Source organism: Bacteroides sp. (assembly GCA_036351255.1).
GTDB lineage: Bacteria > Bacteroidota > Bacteroidia > Bacteroidales > UBA7960 > UBA7960.
In genome coordinates, this window is the sequence record JAZBOS010000030.1 from 1 (window position 1) to 18683 (window position 18683).

Annotated in this window: 13 protein-coding genes, 1 tRNA gene and 1 riboswitch; of the genes, 9 read left to right on the forward strand and 5 right to left on the reverse strand. The window is 50.7% G+C overall.

Annotated elements, in window-relative coordinates; translation table 11 throughout:
* Together V2I46_02720 and V2I46_02725 are read right to left on the reverse strand one after the other, a co-directional pair.
* Positions 1 to 532: hypothetical protein (locus V2I46_02720; protein ID MEE4176403.1), on the reverse strand; the 532-nt coding region annotated here is incomplete at its 3' end.
* 223 nt (positions 533 to 755) lie between these two features.
* The gene (locus tag V2I46_02725; GenBank protein MEE4176404.1) at positions 756 to 2021 is read right to left on the reverse strand and encodes a T9SS type A sorting domain-containing protein; all 1266 of its coding nucleotides are present in this window, start codon (positions 2019 to 2021) and stop codon (positions 756 to 758) included.
* A 351-nt stretch (positions 2022 to 2372) separates the two neighbouring features.
* On the opposite strand from V2I46_02725, the gene V2I46_02730 reads away from it, so the two are divergent.
* The 4 genes from V2I46_02730 (at position 2373) to V2I46_02745 (ending at position 8560) form a co-directional block, all read left to right on the forward strand.
* On the forward strand, positions 2373 to 5684 hold the full coding sequence (locus V2I46_02730; protein ID MEE4176405.1) for a T9SS type A sorting domain-containing protein: 3312 nt from the start codon (positions 2373 to 2375) through the stop codon (positions 5682 to 5684).
* A 276-nt stretch (positions 5685 to 5960) separates the two neighbouring features.
* Positions 5961 to 7508 carry an acyl-CoA carboxylase subunit beta gene (locus V2I46_02735; GenBank protein MEE4176406.1) on the forward strand — a complete coding sequence of 516 codons (1548 nt, stop codon included), beginning with the start codon at positions 5961 to 5963 and terminating at the stop codon, positions 7506 to 7508.
* Between the two features lie 66 nt (positions 7509 to 7574).
* Positions 7575 to 7910: an acetyl-CoA carboxylase biotin carboxyl carrier protein subunit gene (locus V2I46_02740; GenBank protein ID MEE4176407.1), complete on the forward strand. Its 336-nt coding sequence runs from the start codon at positions 7575 to 7577 to the stop codon at positions 7908 to 7910.
* A gap of 71 nt (positions 7911 to 7981) precedes the next feature.
* Complete coding sequence (locus V2I46_02745) at positions 7982 to 8560, forward strand: non-canonical purine NTP diphosphatase (GenBank protein ID MEE4176408.1); 579 nt, start codon at positions 7982 to 7984, stop codon at positions 8558 to 8560.
* A 70-nt stretch (positions 8561 to 8630) separates the two neighbouring features.
* Here the strand turns inward: V2I46_02745 and V2I46_02750 are convergent, their stop codons facing one another.
* Entirely contained in the window at positions 8631 to 9617 is a 987-nt protein-coding gene (locus V2I46_02750) for a D-alanine--D-alanine ligase (GenBank protein MEE4176409.1), read from the reverse strand.
* A gap of 171 nt (positions 9618 to 9788) precedes the next feature.
* Between V2I46_02750 and V2I46_02755 the strand changes: the two genes are divergently transcribed.
* From V2I46_02755 to V2I46_02765, 3 genes are read left to right on the forward strand one after another with little or no spacing between them, the layout of a single operon-like run.
* Entirely contained in the window at positions 9789 to 10799 is a 1011-nt protein-coding gene (locus tag V2I46_02755; protein MEE4176410.1) for a PASTA domain-containing protein, read from the forward strand.
* Between the two features lie 58 nt (positions 10800 to 10857).
* The gene (locus tag V2I46_02760) at positions 10858 to 12798 is read left to right on the forward strand and encodes a T9SS type A sorting domain-containing protein (protein ID MEE4176411.1); all 1941 of its coding nucleotides are present in this window, start codon (positions 10858 to 10860) and stop codon (positions 12796 to 12798) included.
* Positions 12799 to 12809: 11 nt separating this feature from the next.
* A complete protein-coding gene (locus V2I46_02765; GenBank protein ID MEE4176412.1) occupies positions 12810 to 13934 on the forward strand; it encodes an RluA family pseudouridine synthase in 1125 nt (374 codons plus the stop codon).
* Between the two features lie 348 nt (positions 13935 to 14282).
* On the opposite strand, the gene V2I46_02770 is transcribed toward V2I46_02765, so the two are convergent.
* Positions 14283 to 16715, reverse strand: coding sequence for a TonB-dependent receptor (locus tag V2I46_02770; protein ID MEE4176413.1), 2433 nt, complete (start codon positions 16713 to 16715; stop codon positions 14283 to 14285).
* Between the two features lie 59 nt (positions 16716 to 16774).
* Positions 16775 to 16870: riboswitch (TPP riboswitch) on the reverse strand.
* A 125-nt stretch (positions 16871 to 16995) separates the two neighbouring features.
* On the opposite strand from V2I46_02770, the gene aroQ reads away from it, so the two are divergent.
* Complete coding sequence (aroQ, locus tag V2I46_02775; GenBank protein ID MEE4176414.1) at positions 16996 to 17433, forward strand: type II 3-dehydroquinate dehydratase; 438 nt, start codon at positions 16996 to 16998, stop codon at positions 17431 to 17433.
* 11 nt (positions 17434 to 17444) lie between these two features.
* On the opposite strand, the gene V2I46_02780 is transcribed toward aroQ, so the two are convergent.
* Positions 17445 to 18470: a glycosyltransferase family 2 protein gene (locus V2I46_02780; protein ID MEE4176415.1), complete on the reverse strand. Its 1026-nt coding sequence runs from the start codon at positions 18468 to 18470 to the stop codon at positions 17445 to 17447.
* A gap of 123 nt (positions 18471 to 18593) precedes the next feature.
* Between V2I46_02780 and V2I46_02785 the strand changes: the two genes are divergently transcribed.
* Positions 18594 to 18681 (forward strand) — tRNA-Ser (locus V2I46_02785).
* The last annotated feature ends 2 nt before the right edge of the window (positions 18682 to 18683 follow it).

Below are 18683 nucleotides of genomic sequence, written 5' to 3' on the forward strand. Positions count from 1 at the left end.
CTTCCGATTCATACAAGTTGGGTTCATCGGTAGAGTTCAACTCTGCAAGCACTTCCCAGGTACCATCCAATTCGAGGAGAATGTTTAATTCGGTATGGTAGCTTGAAGGAAAATACATCCAGAAACCCAGCGTCATTTCTTCGGCTTCAGGTAAAGTAAACACAGGAGAAATGGCATACACGTTTTGTTCGGCTTCCACGTTCCAGTTGATATGCATCGAAGCTTCGCCTGTACGAACCCAGTCTGCATTATAACCACTGGTGTAACCCATATCATACAATTCGGAGTAACGCCACCACTGCTGATCTCCTGATTCAAGATCCACCAGATCATTGCCAATGGCGTTGGCTGACTTTTTCTGGGTCCAGCCGTCGGGTAGTGCGCCGGTATCTACGGCAGGCTCAAAGCCTTCTTCCCAGATAACAACCTCTTCTTTGCCGGTGGGTTGTTCTGAAGCCATCCCGGCAAAAGCATTTTGCACAAACAATGCTGTGGCAAAAATAAAAAGTAAAAAAGTAAAAATTTTCTTCATAATGAAAGGTTTTAATGGTTAAAAATGTTATTAATTTTTGATAGACCGGTAAATCCAAAGATCAAACTGCAATCCGGCAGGACTCCCCTCTATCCATTTTTCGGCCCTTAAATTTAGCAATAATTTTAAAGGTACATAAATTTTGACAAAAAACTTCTCCAAAAATTCATCATTCGTTGGGGTTTACCCTTAGACGCATTTTTTAAGGGAACCTCAAAATTCGCTATTTAATGATCTGGATTTTATGATTCTTTGCTTGCTGCCCGGAAAAAATTTGCAGGATATAGATGCCACTGCGGAACATTCCTGTATCCATTGAAGTTTCAAAATCCTTCACACTTTTCTCAAAAACCATCTGGCCGGTAAGGTCAAATAGCCTCAAGTGGTCAATCGTTTGCCTGCTTCGAATATTCAGGATAGAACGAACAGGATTCGGAAAAACCCGTATATCCATATCCGTGATTTCCTCTTCAATGCCAACCGATGGTTCGCCCCAGAGGTCGTTTACCTCCAGGTCCTCCTGAACAAACAGGTAACGATTGGGATCTCCTTCCCATTCGCCGCCTTCCCATCCTTCACCAACGGCATCGGAATAATACTTATAAAACATCTCGCCCACCCGGACGAAAGGGAGGGTATGGGTGTAAATGAGGGGATCTTCTTCATTTTCCCGGGGAACCATCGTCATTTCAATGGTTCCTTCGGCACCGGGTTCAACCCATTTGTTAAAGTTTCCTGTCACAAAAACCTTATTCGAATCGGGGTCAAATGCTTCCAGCCCGGTCATATCCACATTCAGGGTGACGGTATGGGTTTCCACGTAGTTCACCACCGGGAATATGGCAATATCCGCATCCACGTCGTAGTTCAGCACCGGCACCCACATGGTGCCTTCAAGCACATAGGCATAACCCAGCCCGGTACCGTTTTCGTCAGTAGAAGAAAAATGCCCCAACCCGTAAACCTCCGGTTCAAAGGCTTCAAGACCGCTGATATCAGCCCCGATCAAATAACTGCCGGTAACAAATACGGGCTCGTCGAATTCCACCACCAGGGCACCCTCAAAATCCTCGGAGGCTGTAATATCTTCCATGGCAACAGTCACACTGCCAAGCAATTCGCCGGGATACATGCCATTGAAATCCCAGACAGAGAAAACCACCTCGCCTGTATCGCCAAATTTTTCCCCAATCCAGAATATCGCCTTCACGATATCATAGGGCTCTTCCACATCGAAGCGCTGGGCGTAAGCCAGGTCACCATACAGGTTGGTTCCAAAAATGTAACCCATGTCATCCTCCCAGGTGTACAGGGCAACCCCGGTAGCTGTCTCCCAGTTACCCGGCAACAAGGTATCGGAGACCATTGATTTTCCCTGGAGATTAGCGGGCAGGGCGATCAGATTGGAGGATTTAAATCCGGCTCGTTGCCCATAGCCGGAAAACCCAAGCAAGAATATCGTAAATGCAAAAATGAATAACTTTCTCATCAATTTCTTTTTCTATAATTTTCAAAAAAGGGCTTAGCCCGAATGTGAGTGCAATATTAATGATTTATCCTGAAATGAAGGGATTGAAGTTGCACCACATTTGTATTAATATTTCTTAAAACAAATAAATGGTCCCTGGCCTTTATACCCCAATTACCATATATGTAAAGGAATCGCAAGAGCCCTTTTGTTTTAATGGTCCGTGATTCGTGATACAACCCTTGAAAATGAGCCGGCTTGCGTTTTTATCAATTTGAAGTATCTTTGACGCCTGATTTTACAAAACATTTTCAATCACTGGTTGGTTTATTCTATAGTTGAGTTACTCAAATCACTTAATCCTGAATAAAGATGAAGCGGTCCCGAACCAGATTTATTATACTGACCCTGTTCATTCTGGTCTTTGGCTTAATGAACACTTCAGCCCAGTTATCGCAGGGTGGCTTGCCTGTAAGTTCCCTTTATAATCTTCCAGTTAATAACCTGCCTGAAGTAAGCCTGTTGCTTGATTCAAAGCAGCTGCAGGAAAAGGATGCCCGCCTGGGGGTTTACGAACCTGGTCAGCCCCTGTTTGCCGGCCTGGCCGTTGAAGCGGAAGTGAATCCCCTGACCCACGGCCAGTGGGAAGTGGTCAACGACCGGGTTCATCTCTGGCGGCAGGTGATCCACGTCCCGGGTGCCCTGGGACTGGGCCTTAACTTCGATGCCTTCGAGCTGCAGGAAGGCGCCAGGCTGTTTGTTTACAATGCCGACAAATCACAGGTCATCGGCGGTTTTGATTTTCATAACAACAATGCCGACCAGGTATTTTCGACCCAGATCATCCCCGGGGAAACCCTCATCGTGGAATACGAGGAACCTTATTATTCAGGAAAACCCGGGCAAATGGAATATGGCCTGCTGAACATTGAAAGCGTTATTTACCTGGGTTACGGCGGAGGGCTGAGCCTTTTTGGCCAGGACGACAAGAGTTTAGGGGATGCAGGCGATTGCCAGGTCAACATCAACTGTGCAGAAGGCGATGACTGGCAGGATGAAAAGCGGGGTGTGGCCCGTATGCTGATGCGGGTAGGTGACAGCTATTTCTGGTGTACCGGGACCCTGATCAACAATACCGCACAGGATGCCTCTCCCTTGTTTTTATCGGCAGCCCACTGTGGTACAAACGCGACGGACCGTGATATGCTTTACTGGCAGTTTTATTTCAATTATGAACGCCCGGGCTGCGAAAATACCGGCACGCCCCCTCAGCACCTGATCGTTGGCGCTGAGTTGAAGGCCCTGGGACCCCTGGCAGGAGGCTCCGATTTCCGTTTGCTGATGCTACGTCAGGATCCTCCACCCCAGTGGAATCCATACTGGAACGGCTGGAACCGCACCAACAATACCAGTTTTTCAGGTGCGGGCATTCATCATCCTGCAGGGGATGCAAAAATGATTTCCACCTATAATGTACAATTAACCAGTGCCAATCCCCTTGTGAGCGGATCGCAAATGGCCTCCAATTCGGCCTGGCGAGTAAGCTGGAGCCCCTCCACCAACGGCCATGGTGTCGTGGAAGGCGGTTCTTCCGGTTCCCCGCTCTTCAACGCCCTAGGACAGGTGGTTGGCACCCTTACGGGTGGTTCTTCTTCCTGCGACAATCCCTATTCGCCAGATTATTATGGCAAGATGTGGTACCACTGGGACAAAAACGGCCCGGGCGAAACCCAACGGGTGGCCCCCTTTCTTGATCCTCTCAACACAGGTCAGGAGTCCCTGGGTGGATATGACCCCTACCAGGACGAATTCCCCGCGCCGGGATTCGCCTCAGCCGCCTTACTTGCCAATCAGCAAGCAGAAATTAACTGGTATCAGCCAGGTTCTGCCCCGAATCCTGAAGGCTGGTTCAGCTATGTAAACACCTATACCCACCTGACCTGGACATCACCCGAACGGGCAGTGGTTTTTGATGCGCCCGTCTTTGGGCTCACCTATCCCCTCACCCTCTCCAGGGTCTCTCATATGTTTGTTGAGCATTCCAGCTATCCATGGCCCAACAACCAGTTTACCTTCAGGATCTACGCCTCTGACGGGGCTACCTTATTATATGAGTCACCCGTTTTGGTGGCAGTGAGCCAGCAGGTCAAGGAACACATCCTTACAGAACCCCTGGTGCTCGACAATTATTTTTATGTCGCGGTGAAACCGGTGGATGCCAGCGGGCATCCCTCTTCCCTGATGCAACTGGTGAATTACGGACAGGGCTATTCGTTTTATGGCTCGGCTGATAACTGGACCGCGCATAATGTCACCAATATGGGAGGTTCTTATACATACCTGACCAGGATTTATGTGGATGCCAGCAAGGAAAATGGTCTCGCAGAATTTAACAGCTCCAGGCTCGACGACCTGATGGCCAGTGCCCTTAATACCCCTGGCACAGGAACCCGGGATGCTGAATTGTACAATAAGTCAATCATACCCACCGGTTACCGGGTTTTCAGAAATGGCAGCAACATTCACAGCACCACCAATACTGAATTGCTGAGCTTTACCGATGCCACACCATCCGAGGGCCTCTCTTATTATCATGTCACCGCCAATTACGTAAACGGGGAATCGGAGCCTTCAGCGAGGGCTTACCTTTTAAAGGTCGGCGCTTGTGACGAAACAATCAGTGCGTTTCCTTACCTCCAGACTTTTGCCAGTGGCTTTAACGGCGATTGCTGGCTGGATTACGGCGAGGGGAACTGGCAGCTTCACACCTCGCTCCAGGTGGATGGTTCTACCATTGAGCCCGCCCAGGGCGAGCAGTTTTATGGAATGCAAAGCAGCCAGGGTATCCAGGCCGATCAATGGCTCGTTCTTCCTTTAACCAATTTTGATCCGCTTACCAGTCCTGCTTTGCGTTTTATGTTTAATGGGATTTGGCAGGAAAACGGCCCCATACTTGCTGTCTGGATTAGTACCGCTGGGGTTTCTTTCCAAAAGGTATGGGACAGCAACATGCACCCCAGCTTTGCTTCAGGCAGCGCTGACCTGCAATGGCTGAGCGCAACACTTAACCTTAAAGAGGCCGGAAATGAGGAAAACGTCCGCATTGCCTTCCAGTATGCAGGAGAAGGCGAAGGGTTCTTTGCCCTGGATAAAATTGAACTCCTCGCCGCGGGAGCCATCACTTATAATGTCAATATTACAATTAATCCCGATAATGCGGGAATGGTCACCGGCAATGGCTCTTACCTCTCAGGGCAAACAGTGAGTCTGAGGGCCACCCCCAACCTGGGAAACCTCTTTTCCGGGTGGATACAGGGCGGCAATGTGCTTAGCACAGACCCGGATTATATCTTCATTATGCCGGGGGGCAACGTTAACCTGGTCGCTTCCTTTACCTCAGACCCCACTTCCGTGCGCCTTCCCGAAGCTGGAGCAAGCGGCTTTGAAGCCTATCCCAACCCCGCACGTGATCATATCCGGATCCGGTTTAACGAGGGCGTTCGTTCGGCATCCGTGGGGCTTTATAACGCACAGGCACAACTGGTTGCACTTCATGAACCCGGGGATATCATTCCTGGCGATGAGCATCAGTTCAGCCTCAACGGACTGTCCAGGGGAATTTATTTCATCCAGATCCGGGGAGTGAACACGGCGGAGGTCCTTAAAATCGTTCTTTCTGATTAAAATGAAAAAAAACGGGTATGTGGTTTTTTTTGACTACATACCCGTTTCAGTTTTCAACAAGGCTAAAATTAGGGATTAAAACATATGTTTGAGCCAAATCTGCAACCAATCCTATATTTTACGGTTCAATTTTGAGCCTTTAAACACCCGTTCTTTCAGTTTTTTTTTATTACTTTGAATGTTTTTTCACCGTCCAAATTCATGGAATCTGGTCATTGGCTGTTTCACAAAACACTAATAATCAACAAGTAAACTCATTATAAATCTGGATAGATCATGTCGATTAAGCAGAAAACGCTGGATTTGAAGATGCGCATGCAGAGTGCCCTGCAGGGAGGCGGCCAGAAGGCCATCGAGAAGCAGGTAGCTATGGGAAAGATGACCGCCCGTGAGCGGATCATTGCCTTGCTCGATCCCAATTCTTTTCACGAGTACGACCTTTTTGTTGAGCATGCGGCCAAGGATTTTGATATGGACAAGAAACACCTCCCGGGTGATGGTGTCATCACCGGCACAGGTACCATCAGTGGTTTCCCGGTCTGTATCTTTGCACAGGACTTTACCGTGGCAGGGGGTTCACTGGGCTTAATGCATGCCCGCAAGATCACCAAGATCATGGACCACGCCATGAAACTCAAAATTCCGCTCATCGGTATCAACGACTCAGGGGGTGCACGTATACAGGAAGGCGTCAACTCACTGGCAGGTTATGGTGAGATCTTTTACCGCAATACCCAGGCTTCAGGCGTCATTCCCCAGATCTCCGTGATCCTTGGGCCCTGTGCCGGTGGTGCTGTTTATTCCCCTGCCCTGACCGACTTTGTTTTTGTGGTGGACAAGATCTCCAAAATGTTCATCACCGGCCCTGAGGTCATCAAATCGGTGCTTGGCGAAGAGATCAGCATGGAAGAACTGGGAGGGGCACGGGTGCACAGCGAGATCACCGGCAACGCCCACTTCTTTTCTTCCAGTGAAGCCGAGTGCTTCGACCAGATCAAAAAACTGGTGTCGTACATTCCCTGGAACAACACCAAGAAAGCCGATCCTTTCCCAAAGAAAGCCCCGAAAAGCAGGCAATACCGGATCAGCAACATCATCCCTACCGATCCGCGCGAGCCTTATGATGTGCGCGATGTGATACGCTCCATCAGCGATGATAGCGACTTTTTTGAAGTGCAGGAGTTATTTGCTGCCAACATCGTCATCGGCTTTGGCCGCTTGAACGGGCAAACCATTGGCTTCGTAGCCAACCAGCCCTTGGTGCTGGCCGGGGTGCTCGATGTCGACTCCTCTGATAAGGCTGCCCGCTTTATTCGCTACTGCGATGCCTTTAATATTCCACTGGTGACCCTGGTTGACCTTCCGGGTTACCTCCCCGGTATTGACCAGGAACACGCCGGAGTCATCCGCCACGGCGCTAAGATCCTGTATTCATACAGCGAAGCCACCGTGCCCAAGATCACCGTGATCCTGCGTAAAGCTTATGGGGGAGGCTACATTGCCATGTGTTCGCGTCACCTGCAGGCCGACTTTGTGTTCGCCTGGCCCACCGCCGAGATTGCCGTGATGGGACCCGAAGGCGCTGCCAATATCATCTTCCGCAGCGAGATCATGAATGCCGACGACCCTGAGGAAGTGAGGCGCAACAAGGTGGAAGAATACAAGCAAAAGTTTGCCAATCCCTATGTGGCCGCTGCACACGGATATATCGACGCGGTCATTGAACCCTCCGAGACCCGCAGGTTTGTCATTCACGCCCTCGATATCTCGTCGCAGAAATCGGAAAAAAGCCCCGAGAAAAAGCACGGAATTCCGCCATTCTAAAAAGAAGAACATCCCACGTGACCATTGGATGATTCTCTGCCGGAAAACCCATTAAATAAAAAAGGAATGGAAGACAATACACTGCAACAGGACGAACAGCAATATGTGGAGTTCACCATCGACGCTGACGTATACAGGACCACGATCAATAAAAAATACAGCCGTCGCAAGCCCTATGAACCCCTGAACCCGAAAATGATCACCTCCTTTATGCCGGGCACCATCCAGGATGTCTATGTAAAGCCAGGGCAGGAGGTCGAACCCGACACCATCCTCTGTATCCTTGAGGCCATGAAGATGAAAAACAAGATCTTTGCGCCTTTCAGGGGCATCATCAAAACCATCAATGTTGAACCCGGACAGCTGGTACCCAAAAACTTTGTGATCATTGAACTGGAATAATCCTTCAAAACAACTTTAACCCCCCTCGCCCCCGTGACCTTTGTTTCGGGGGCAGGTTTTTTACCCTGATGATGAAACTCGTCTTTGCCAGCAACAACCCCCATAAATTGAAGGAGATCTCAGAAATCCTGGGCCCGGATTATCCCTTGGTGAGCCTTCAGGATATCGGTTGTTTTGAAGACATCCCCGAGCCCTGGCCCAGCCTTGAAGAAAATGCCCTGGCCAAGGCCCGTTACGTCAAAACACATTACGGGCTCGATTGCTTTGCCGATGATACCGGCCTCGAGGTGGAAGCCCTTGACGGCAGGCCCGGCGTGATGTCAGCCCGTTATGCAGGTCCCGGCAAAAACAGTCGTGACAATATGCTGAAACTCCTGGAAGAATTAAAGAACGAAACCAATCGCAGGGCGCGGTTCAGGGCTGTGATCGCCCTGATATTAGACGGGCAGGAATACCTCTTCGAGGGCATTGTCAATGGGCATATCACCCATTCAGCCCGGGGCGAAGGAGGCTTCGGATACGACCCGGTTTTTATCCCAGAAGGCTATGCGCAAACCTTTGCCGAGCTTTCGGCTGACATCAAGAACAGGGTAAGCCACCGATTCCGCGCCATAGAAAAATTGGTACATTTTTTGACGAATAACCCTTAGGAAAGAACCCTGAACGGTATGAAATTCCCAAAGGGGCACCCAGTAGTTAAGGCATATGCACAATGGGGAATTAATGGGCCATTGCTTCCCGGATCAAAATCGTAAACAGCTCACGAATGGAAAGGCCTTCATAGGCAGCCTGCTGGGGCACAATGCTGGTTTCGGCCATTCCGGGGGTGATGTTGGCCTCGAGGAAGCAGAGCTTTCCTTTCGAATAGATAAAGTCAATCCGCGCCAGCCCTTTTAATTCGAGCTTCTCATACAGGAATTTGGTGGTTTCCTTGACCCTGTCGGTAAGCTCCCCGGAAATGCGTGCAGGGGTGATCTCATCGGCGGCTCCTTTGGTGTATTTGGCCTTAAAGTCAAAGAACCTGGCTTCTGTTTTGCTGACAATCTCCGTTACCGGAAGGACCCTCACCTTTTGATCCTGGAGAAAGGCGCCACAGGTCAGCTCGGTCCCTTCCAGGTATTCTTCCACCATCACTTCGTCATCGTGCTCAAAGCCCGTTTTGATGGCCTGCAAAAGATCACCCGTTTCCCTGACAAAGTTCGTCCCCAGGCTGGATCCCCCTTTGTTGGGCTTCACGAATACCGGCAAACGAACTTGCCCCAATACTGTCTCCAGGCTTGGGGCTTGACCCCTCCTGAACTTGGCCGAGCGGGCCACCGGGATCCCCCAGTGGGCAACAAGCTGGTTGCAGAAAAATTTATTGAAGGTCAGGGCTGAAGGCAGCAAGCTAGCGGTGGTATAGGGAATCCCCATCAGTTCAAAATACCCCTGCAGTTTCCCGTCTTCTCCGGGGGTGCCGTGAATGGTAATAAAAGCACAGTCGAAAATCACCTTTTTCCCCTGGTGGAGGATGGAAAAATCATTTTTGTCCACCGGGTGTTCCCCACCCTCCTCATCCAGGTAGGTCCATTTCTGATGGTGGATGACAAGGGTATATACATCAAACAGGGCAGGATCAATATTTCGCTTGATCATTTTGGCGCTTTCGATGGAGATCACATATTCTCCCGAATCGCCCCCGGCTACCAGTGCAATGTTCTTTTTCACAGGATAATGATTTATTTACCAGGGCTTTAAATGAAAAATAAAATCAATGCCCATTCCCTAATGGATTGAAGGCTGTTTTTTTGGCAAACTTAAGAAAAATTGGGCGCCTTGCAGCCGATGCAGAAAAAATCAGCATTAATTCGTATTTTTACGCTTTAATAATTTTTCACGATGGATTTCTGGGATTTTGTCAAAAGCAAGGTATTTCTTCGTCAGGTGCTGCTGGCTGCCGCAGCCGGAATAGTGGTTTTATGGGTTTCGCTGAAACTGCTCGACATCTATACCCTGCACGGGCGCACCATTACCGTTCCCGACCTCAATGGCCTGACTGAACAGGAGGCTTCAACGATCCTCCGAAAGATGGATCTTCGGTACACGCTCAACGATTCGATCTTTGACGATTCGAAGCCCAAAGGCACCATTGCCAACCAGGATCCTTCCCCGGGGATCGAGGTAAAAAAGAACCGTACCATCTACCTTACCAAGGTGGCCGTGCTGCCCGAAATGGTACCCATGCCTAACCTTGTCGACCTGTCCATGCGCCAGGCGATGGCTTTGCTCGAAGCCTACGGCCTTAAAATTGGCAATATGGAATACCGTCACGACGTCGCCGAGAATGCGGTATTGGAACAAAAGTTCAACAACGGGAAAATTGAACCCGAAACCATGGTGGAAAAAGGGACCGCTATTGACCTGGTCATCGGGCGGGGTTTGGGTGAGACCACCGTAGCCGTGCCTTCCCTGCTGGGAAAAACCCGTAGTGAAGCCATCGCGGCCCTTCATTCCGTCTCCCTCAATGTTGGCAATGAGGAATTCCTCGATAATGAGAATGACGACCCAAGGGTTTTTCAGCAATCCCCCGATCCCACCGTGCAAAGACATTATCTGCTTGCCGGCAGTGCAGTCAACCTGACCTACCGCTCCGGTAACCGCTTCGATTTTGAAGAATACCTTTCGGAAATGCAGAGCATCCCGGTGCCCCTGCTGTTTGGCAAAGACCCCGATGAGGTCAGGGCTACCTTGGAAGAAAATATGCTGGAACTGGGCAATGAAACCTTCGAAAATAACGTTTCCAGACAGAATGCCAGGGTTTACCGGCAGGAGCCTGAATACAACCAGGACGTCCTTGTGAAGAAGGGAAGCAAAGTGGATGTCTGGTACCGCTCCATCGATCAGTTTTAATCCGTTCCGGGATATTTTCCACCGATAGCCCAAAACGATCCTGAAAAGAGCAAGCATGATGAATAAAGCCATAACCGTTTTCATTGGATTTGTGTTGCTGAGCACCCTGGCTCCAGCCCAGGAGATGCTAATGCCTTTGCTGCGCAACCCCCGGAAAGCCGCCATTGAAAACCGGCCAAAGGCCGAGCCCGCCGGACCTAAGCAGTTATCCCTCCCCTTCCGCGATGACTTCTCCTACCCGGGTCCTTTCCCTGAGGCTTCGCTCTGGGCCGACAGTTCAGCCTTCATCAACAACAGTTTTGCGGTCCACCCCAAAACCGTGGGCGTGGCTACTTTCGATGCCCTTGACCAGTATGGCGGGATCTATGAAGCCGCCCACGAAAACGCCTACCAGTTTGTTGCCGACCATTTAACCTCACAGCAAATCCTCCTCGGCAGCCTGGCTCCTGCCGATTCAGTCCTTCTCAGCTTCTATTATCAGCCCCAGGGCAATGGCAGTGCACCCCGCGGACGCGATTCGCTTGTGCTGGAATTCCTGCGCATCCCGGGCTACTTCGACGAAAACGAAGAAGGCGAAACGGTGTGGATTCCCGATGAATGGGAATCGGTATGGAGGGCCACCGGTGAAGACCTTTCAAACTTCTCCGGCGACGACTTCCCCTATTTTAAAAGAGTCGCCCTCTTCATCACCGATCCGGCATTCTTCCGCGATGACTTCAGGTTCAGGTTCAAAAATTACTCCAGTTTTTCTATCGAAACCAACAAGACCCCGGTCAATATGGCCGGCAACAACAACATCTGGAATATCGACTATGTGCTCCTCGATCAGGGACGCAGTGTTTTCAACGATACTTATTTCGATATCGCCTTTGCCGATGGGGCGTCCTCCATCCTGAAGCGCTATTCGGCCATGCCCTGGTCGCATTACATCGTTAATTCACCATCACACCTGAAAAGCAATCTCGAGCTGAAGATCACCAACCTGGGAGGCATTGTTTACAACTATGTGTACCGTTATTTCATTCAGGATGAGAGCGGCACCAACATACGCACCTATTCTGGCGGGACCTGGAATATAGCCCCCTTCTTTCAGGACGGCTACCAGAATTACCAGCCCCACACCAACCCCATCGTCATTCAGAATCCCCTGCCCACAGCGCCCGCCGCAGAACGCCACTTCAAGGTGGTCCATATCATCCGCGAAGGGGTGGCCGGCGACAGCTACCAGCGCAACGACACCATCGCCTTCGACCAGGTGTTTCAGAATTATTTTGCCTACGATGATGGGGTGCCCGAAAGCGGTTACGGCCTGGCAGGCAGAAACGCCCGCGGCGCCTACCGGTTTATCCTGAGCAAAACCGACACCCTCGAGGCTGTACAGTTTCTTTTTAACCGCACCCTCACCGAGAGCAACGATATTCCGTTTTATCTTACCATCTGGAAAAACCTCGAACCTGAAGAGATCCTGTATCAGTCGGAGGTGCAAAGCCCTGATTTTGAAGACAGCCTGAATGGCTTTGTGACCTACCTGCTCGATGAGCCCATCCAGGTGTCCGACACCATTTACGTGGGCTGGGAGCAGCTGAACGAGGGATTCCTGAACCTGGGCTATGATGCCAATGGACAGGCAGGCGAAAACATATTCTATAACGTGGGCAATGAATGGGTTCCTTCCATTTACGAAGGTGCTTTGATGATACGTCCATACTTCGGGCCGGAGACCATCGTTGGGGTCGAATTGCCGCAGCTCAGTCTGGGTGTGAATGTCTTCCCGAACCCGGTCCGCCACGATCTGCTGAACATCAGGCTGGATGACCGAAGCCTTAACCCTGAAGAGGTCAGGCTTGAAGTATATGACATCAGCGGCCGGCTCCTGCTTTCACGGGAATATGCTACTGCCCTGGATGTCAGCGCATTCAGCAATGGGATGTATCTCCTGCGCCTGACCCACCCGCAGCAACAACGCAGCCAGTCGCTGCGCTTTATTATTGCCCGCTAAAAACATCCCCAATGATTGACGAAAGAGACCTTCCCGAAGAGGATGGCCAGGAAGAAGGTGGTGAAGAACAGGAATTGTACGAGCATTACCGCTTCGTGGTGGATCGCGGACAGGGCTTGCTGCGCATCGACAAATATGTGGCCTCCCGCATCGAGAATGCCAGCCGCAACAAGGTCCAGATGGCGGCAAAGGCTGGCAACATCCTGGTCAACGATCTGCCGGTAAAATCTAACTATAAGGTGAAACCCGGCGATGTGATCAGCATTGTGATGGCTTACCCTCCCCGCGAAATTGAACTCATACCCCAGGATATTCCCCTCAATATTCTCTATGAGGATGAAGACCTCATTGTGATCAACAAGGAAGCGGGCCTGGTGGTGCATCCCGCCTATGGCAACTATTCCGGCACTTTGGTCAATGCATTGGTACATCGCTTTGGGAACCTGCCCAGGCAAAATGATGAGGATATCAAACCCGGGTTGGTGCACCGGCTCGACAAAAACACCTCGGGGATCATGGTGGTGGCCAAGACCGAGATCGCCCAGACCCGCCTGGCCAAGCTATTCTTCGACCGGAAAATAGACCGCATATACAACGCCCTGGTTTGGGGCGACTTTCAGGAGGATGAAGGCACCATCACGGGCCACATCGGCCGCAGCCTGAAAAACCGCAAGGTGATGGATGTCTTTCCCGATGGGGATTACGGAAAACACGCAATAACCCATTATCGCGTACTTGAGCGTTTCGGCTATGTGACCCTGGTAGAATGCAAACTCGAGACCGGCCGCACCCACCAGATCAGGGCCCATTTCCAGCACATCGGACACCCCCTTTTCAACGATGAGACTTACGGGGGCGACAGGATACTGAAGGGCACCACCTTTACCAAGTACAAGCAGTTTGTCAACAACTGCTTTAACTTATTGCCCCGGCACGCCCTGCACGCCAAAACCCTGGGATTCAAGCATCCCACCACCGGCAAACCCCTCTTCTTCGACTCAGAATTGCCCGAAGACATGCTGGCCGTTCTCGAAAAATGGCGCAATTATTCCATTCACCGCAAATGGGAAGATGAACCCAGCGGCACCGACGAGACCATCCCCGAAAAGCCCCCGAAAACGGAAGACACGGAATAAGCATCGTCTTTCCTTTTTACCGATTTCCTTTGGGCTTTAAAATGCCAGCCTTCCGTTAAAGCAATGAAGTCTGTTGTTCAGGCAGGGAAAAGGAATTCTTTTTAAAACGCCAATTACTTCCTCCCAAAAGTCCCAATAATCCCCCTGAAAATCCCGGCAACTTACAAAGGGTAAATGCTTGTCCCTCTGCATAAACATATACTAATTTTACATTCCTAACATCTTACATTTAGAGGGCATCCAGGAAGTTAATACGGAGTTAATACGGAGTTTATTCGGTTTAAACCGAATAAACTCCGTATTAACTATGAGCATGGTATGGGTAAACCAGGGAGGAGAAAGGTCTTTTTAAAAGCGTAAATTCACCCCTGCCAGGAAATGCCTTCCGGCCTGTGGGAAGTAACCGTCCTCGATGGTGATTAACCCCTGGTCGCCAACCACGCCTTTATAGATCCAGGCATTGGTTTCGTATAAGGCGTTGAAGAGGTTGTTCACCTGGGCAACCAGCTCCACCTCGCGGAAAAAGCCGGGGCGAAGCACATAATTCAGCCTTAAATCGTTGACCAAATAAGCATCGAGCATGCGGTCAGCACTCATGGTATTGTCGATGTATTGTTTGCCCACATACTTGGTGCTGAGCGAGAGGTTCAGGTCACGCAGGGGCTCATACGAGAAGATGCTGGCAGCTATCACCGAAGGCGAGAATGAAATATCGGTGTTGCGGTATTCCTGCACATCGGTGCCCACCCAGTTCCAGTCGTTGTCGTAGGCATCAGAATATTCAACAAACAGATCGATTTTATTGCGGCTGAAGGTGGCATTGCCTTGCCATTGCAGTTTCGGGCTGATGATCACGCCTGCCTCCAGTTCAATGCCTGCACGATAGCTGTTATCAATATTGGTGCGGGAAAAGCCCCCCACATCATTGATCTGCCCTGTCAGGATCAGCTGGTCTTTGTAGTCCATCAGGTAGAGGTTAACGCCCAGCAGGGTGCTTTTCCCGTGAAAGCGGTAGCCCAGTTCCAGGTTGCGCATCTTTTCGGGGCGGGGACGGCTTTCGGGCGAGGACTCGGTGAAATCGCGCCTGACCGGCTCGCGGTTGCCTATGCCTGCAAAGGAATAAAAGGTGCTGGAGGGGCTGATGGCCCAGCTTATACCCGCCTTGGGGTTGAAGAAATCGTAGTTTACCTTTTGATCCAGGGCCACCACTTCACCCAATACCCAGGCCGGGCCTTCGAAGGTGTAATCCACATGGCGGTATTGCATATCGGCGAGGAGGTTCATTCCGGGCAGCAGTTCAAAGATAGCCTTAACATAAGTATTGACATCATATTTCAACGCATCGTTATCGTAATAGCGATAGTCCTTGTTCACATGCTGGGCATATCGGGCCCAGATGATCTCGCCAAAGTGCTTGCCATCGTATTGGTTGGCGGCACCACCCCAGGTCAGTGAGAGCCTGGAGAACGAGTTGTAGTTCAGTGAAAAGACCATCCCGGCAAAGTGATTGTCGAGCCAGCGCTGCCTCACCAGGTCACTGCGGCTGATGGTCTGGTCGCCCACGATCAGATTGGGGAGGTTATAACTGCTGAACTTGTCGTTGTAGCGGTATTGCTCATAATAGCCTTTGCCGCGGGTATAGTGGAGGGCAGCATTACCAGTCAGCCCGGACGAAAAAGCGTGCGAGAGATGCAACTGGAAATGGTCCTGCTGGTAGTTGTCCGTTTCATTGTCATAAAACTGAACGTCGCCATCGCTATCATAATAAAGGCCGGAGGGGTTGTATGTGCGGTCAGTGTCAAGCAGGGACCCGGGCACCCCATTCCAGGCCTGGTAAGTGGTTTCGTTACCCGAGAAGGTGATGGCCTTTACCACCGTTTTCTTACCATAATAGCCCCCTGACAGATAAAAGGACTTCAGGTCAGAGGCGGCGCGGTCCACAAAGCCATCGGAAGAGATCTTCGACAGGCGCCCGTCGAAAGCCCACTTGCCTTTCAGCAGCCCTGTACCAAAGCTGGCGGTGTTTTTCAGGGTATTGAATGAACCAAAGGAGTTCTCCAGTTCGGCATAGGTGGTTTCCTTGAGGTCGTGGGTTTTGAGGCTAATGGTAGCACCAAATGCCCCCGCGCCATGAGTGCTGAGCCCCACCCCGCGCTGCACCTGCATATTGCTCACCGAGGTAGCGATATCGGGGGTATTGACCCACCACACCCCGTGCGATTCGGGGTTGTTAAGCGGCACGCCATTCAGGGTCACGTTGATGCGGGTATCATCGCTACCCCTCACTTTCATCCAGGTGTAACCTACACCAGCGCCAGCATCAGAGCTCACGATCACCGAGGGCGTCAAGCTGATCAGGAAGGGCAGGTCTTGCCCCAGGTTCCTGGCAGCGAGTTCTTCACCCTGAATGTCGGTATAGGTGGCCGGGGTGCGGCCATCGGCACGCAGGCCTACGACAACCACCTCTTCAGTCAGGGTAGCCGTTTGCTGCAAGCCTATCTCCAGGGCTGAACGGGCAGGCAATTCCACCTCAATTTCTTTCGGCTCATACCCCATGTAGGTTACCTGCAAGATGAATTGGCCTGCAGGCAGGTTGTGAAGCACAAAATGCCCTTCTTTATTGGTAAAAACACCTTTGTAGGTTCCTTTTACCAAAACATTGGCTCCAGGCAGGGAAATCTGACTGGAATGGTCAAACACCCGGCCTTCAAGTGCATGCTGGCTAAAGCCAGCAAATGTCATGATCAGGCATAGTGCCGTGATCAGCATCTTTCTTTTCATTGTAAAAAATCCCTTATTTTTTGGTTAAACATTGAGCGGAAAATAGGGAGAAAGACCGCTCTTTGTTTAAATCCCTTCCCTTCGCCGGCATTACCCGGAGCAGGTTCTATGGGTTTGATCTCAGCCCGTCGTTTGGGGCACCCCTATTTCTTGAAAAGCATTGCAAAGATACGAAATTCCTGCCTGAAAGAAAAGGCCTTTTTATAGGGTGTTTGCGCAAAAGGTTTGAAAAGTTAGGTCATACAAACATATTTTCATTAATTTGCAGAAAAAATCAGGCATGAAGTTAATCATCATCAATGGCCCCAACCTTAACCTGTTAGGGAGCAGGGAACCAGGTATTTACGGGAAAGAAGATTTCAACGCTTACCTGAAAAAACTCAGGGCCCGGTTTCCCAATACCCACATTGATTTCTTCCAGAGTAACCTGGAGGGCGAGTTGATCAGCAAGATACAGGATACGGGCACTTGGGTGGATGGGATCATCCTCAACGCCGGAGGCTACACCCATACCAGCATAGCCCTGGCCGATGCCATCGCAGCGGTGAAGGCCCCGGTCATTGAAGTGCATATCTCAAACATCTTTGCCCGTGAAGATTTCAGGCACCGTTCGTTCATCGGGCCTAACTGCTTGGGGTGCATTTCCGGCTTTGGCCTCGACAGCTACCGCCTGGCAGTCCAAAGCTTTATCAACACATTGGAAAACAAAACAAATTGATTCTTTAGCAATCAGGACATTCTGTCCCGGTTTATTTCATGGAAAGTTTTTTTGCCACGGATGAAATGGGTAAAGGCTATGCTGCCCTTATATATACCCGAGGGTAATTTTTGAGGCAGATGAGCTGCGTGGCTTCGTATTCTGCGAAAATTGCCGAAAAAGGCAAAGTGTGCCCTGCAAACGGCCCAGGCATCGGCCCATTTGCCGCCCAGCAGGAAGCTGAGTGCAGCCATCACATCAAGGCCCAGGCGCACAGGCAGCAAGGGGTAATACCAGCGGGCAGGCATATTCTTGGTAAGCAACCATAGGCTGTTGCGGAAGTTAAGGAAGGTCTTCAGGGGACTCGACTTGGGAAGGGTGCCACCGCCAAGGTGAAACACACGGGAAGCCGGGATGGACATGACCTTGTATCCCAGGTTTTGCAAGCGCCAGCACAGGTCAATTTCCTCCATATGGGCAAAGAACGCGGCATCGAAACCACCTGCCTGCTGAAAGGCTTCAGCCCGGACGAAAAGGCAGGCACCAGTGGCCCAGAACACCTCCAGGGCTTCGGCATATTGCCCCTGATCTTTCTCCAGATGATGAAAAATGCGCCCCCGGCAAAAAGGATAGGCCATCACATCAATAAATCCACCGGCGGCTCCGGCATATTCAAAGCTTTGTTTTTCGTACCAGGAGAGAATCTTTGGCTGGGCTGCGGCCACCCATGGATGGGCTTCCAGGTAATCAATGACGGGTTCGACCCATTGGGGCGGCACCTCTATATCTGAATTGAGCAACACGAAATAGTCGGCCTCCACCCGGGCCAGGGCAGCATTATATCCACCGGCATAGCCCAGGTTCTCAGCGAGCTGAATTAGCTGAAGATCAGGGAAATGTTTGGCAAGAAAATCAATGGAATCATCGGTGGAAGCGTTGTCGGCAATCACCACCCTGGCCCAATCGGGGGTGTACTGAATGACAGAGGGCAGGAACTTCTCCAGGAAGGATTTTCCGTTCCAGTTCAATATCACAACTGCCACCCCGGGTTTTGGCATATAGGAGAAGGTTTTTCATTACCGGCTTTTGAATGGCCCGTAGCTGTAAAAGTAAGGTTTTTCAAGCATAGGGTACTAAAGAAATTTTCTTAGCCCAAAAGAAATTTTTACTACTTTTGCCGCGGAGAGATGGCAGAGTGGTCGATTGCGGCGGTCTTGAAAACCGTTGAGGGTAAAACCTCCGGGGGTTCGAATCCCTCTCTCTCCGCCAAC

Excerpts from the sequence above, each read along its gene's own strand:
- V2I46_02740 (MEE4176407.1), top strand. The coding sequence starts at position 7,575 with ATGGAAGACAATACACTGCAACAGGACGAACAGCAATATGTGGAGTTC.
- V2I46_02780 (MEE4176415.1), bottom strand. The coding sequence starts at position 18,470 with ATGCCAAAACCCGGGGTGGCAGTTGTGATATTGAACTGGAACGGAAAA.
- V2I46_02725 (MEE4176404.1), bottom strand. The coding sequence starts at position 2,021 with ATGAGAAAGTTATTCATTTTTGCATTTACGATATTCTTGCTTGGGTTT.
- V2I46_02755 (MEE4176410.1), top strand. The coding sequence starts at position 9,789 with ATGGATTTCTGGGATTTTGTCAAAAGCAAGGTATTTCTTCGTCAGGTG.
- V2I46_02760 (MEE4176411.1), top strand. The coding sequence starts at position 10,858 with ATGAATAAAGCCATAACCGTTTTCATTGGATTTGTGTTGCTGAGCACC.
- V2I46_02765 (MEE4176412.1), top strand. The coding sequence starts at position 12,810 with ATGATTGACGAAAGAGACCTTCCCGAAGAGGATGGCCAGGAAGAAGGT.
- V2I46_02730 (MEE4176405.1), top strand. The coding sequence starts at position 2,373 with ATGAAGCGGTCCCGAACCAGATTTATTATACTGACCCTGTTCATTCTG.
- V2I46_02770 (MEE4176413.1), bottom strand. The coding sequence starts at position 16,715 with ATGAAAAGAAAGATGCTGATCACGGCACTATGCCTGATCATGACATTT.
- V2I46_02735 (MEE4176406.1), top strand. The coding sequence starts at position 5,961 with ATGTCGATTAAGCAGAAAACGCTGGATTTGAAGATGCGCATGCAGAGT.
- V2I46_02745 (MEE4176408.1), top strand. The coding sequence starts at position 7,982 with ATGAAACTCGTCTTTGCCAGCAACAACCCCCATAAATTGAAGGAGATC.
- aroQ (MEE4176414.1), top strand. The coding sequence starts at position 16,996 with ATGAAGTTAATCATCATCAATGGCCCCAACCTTAACCTGTTAGGGAGC.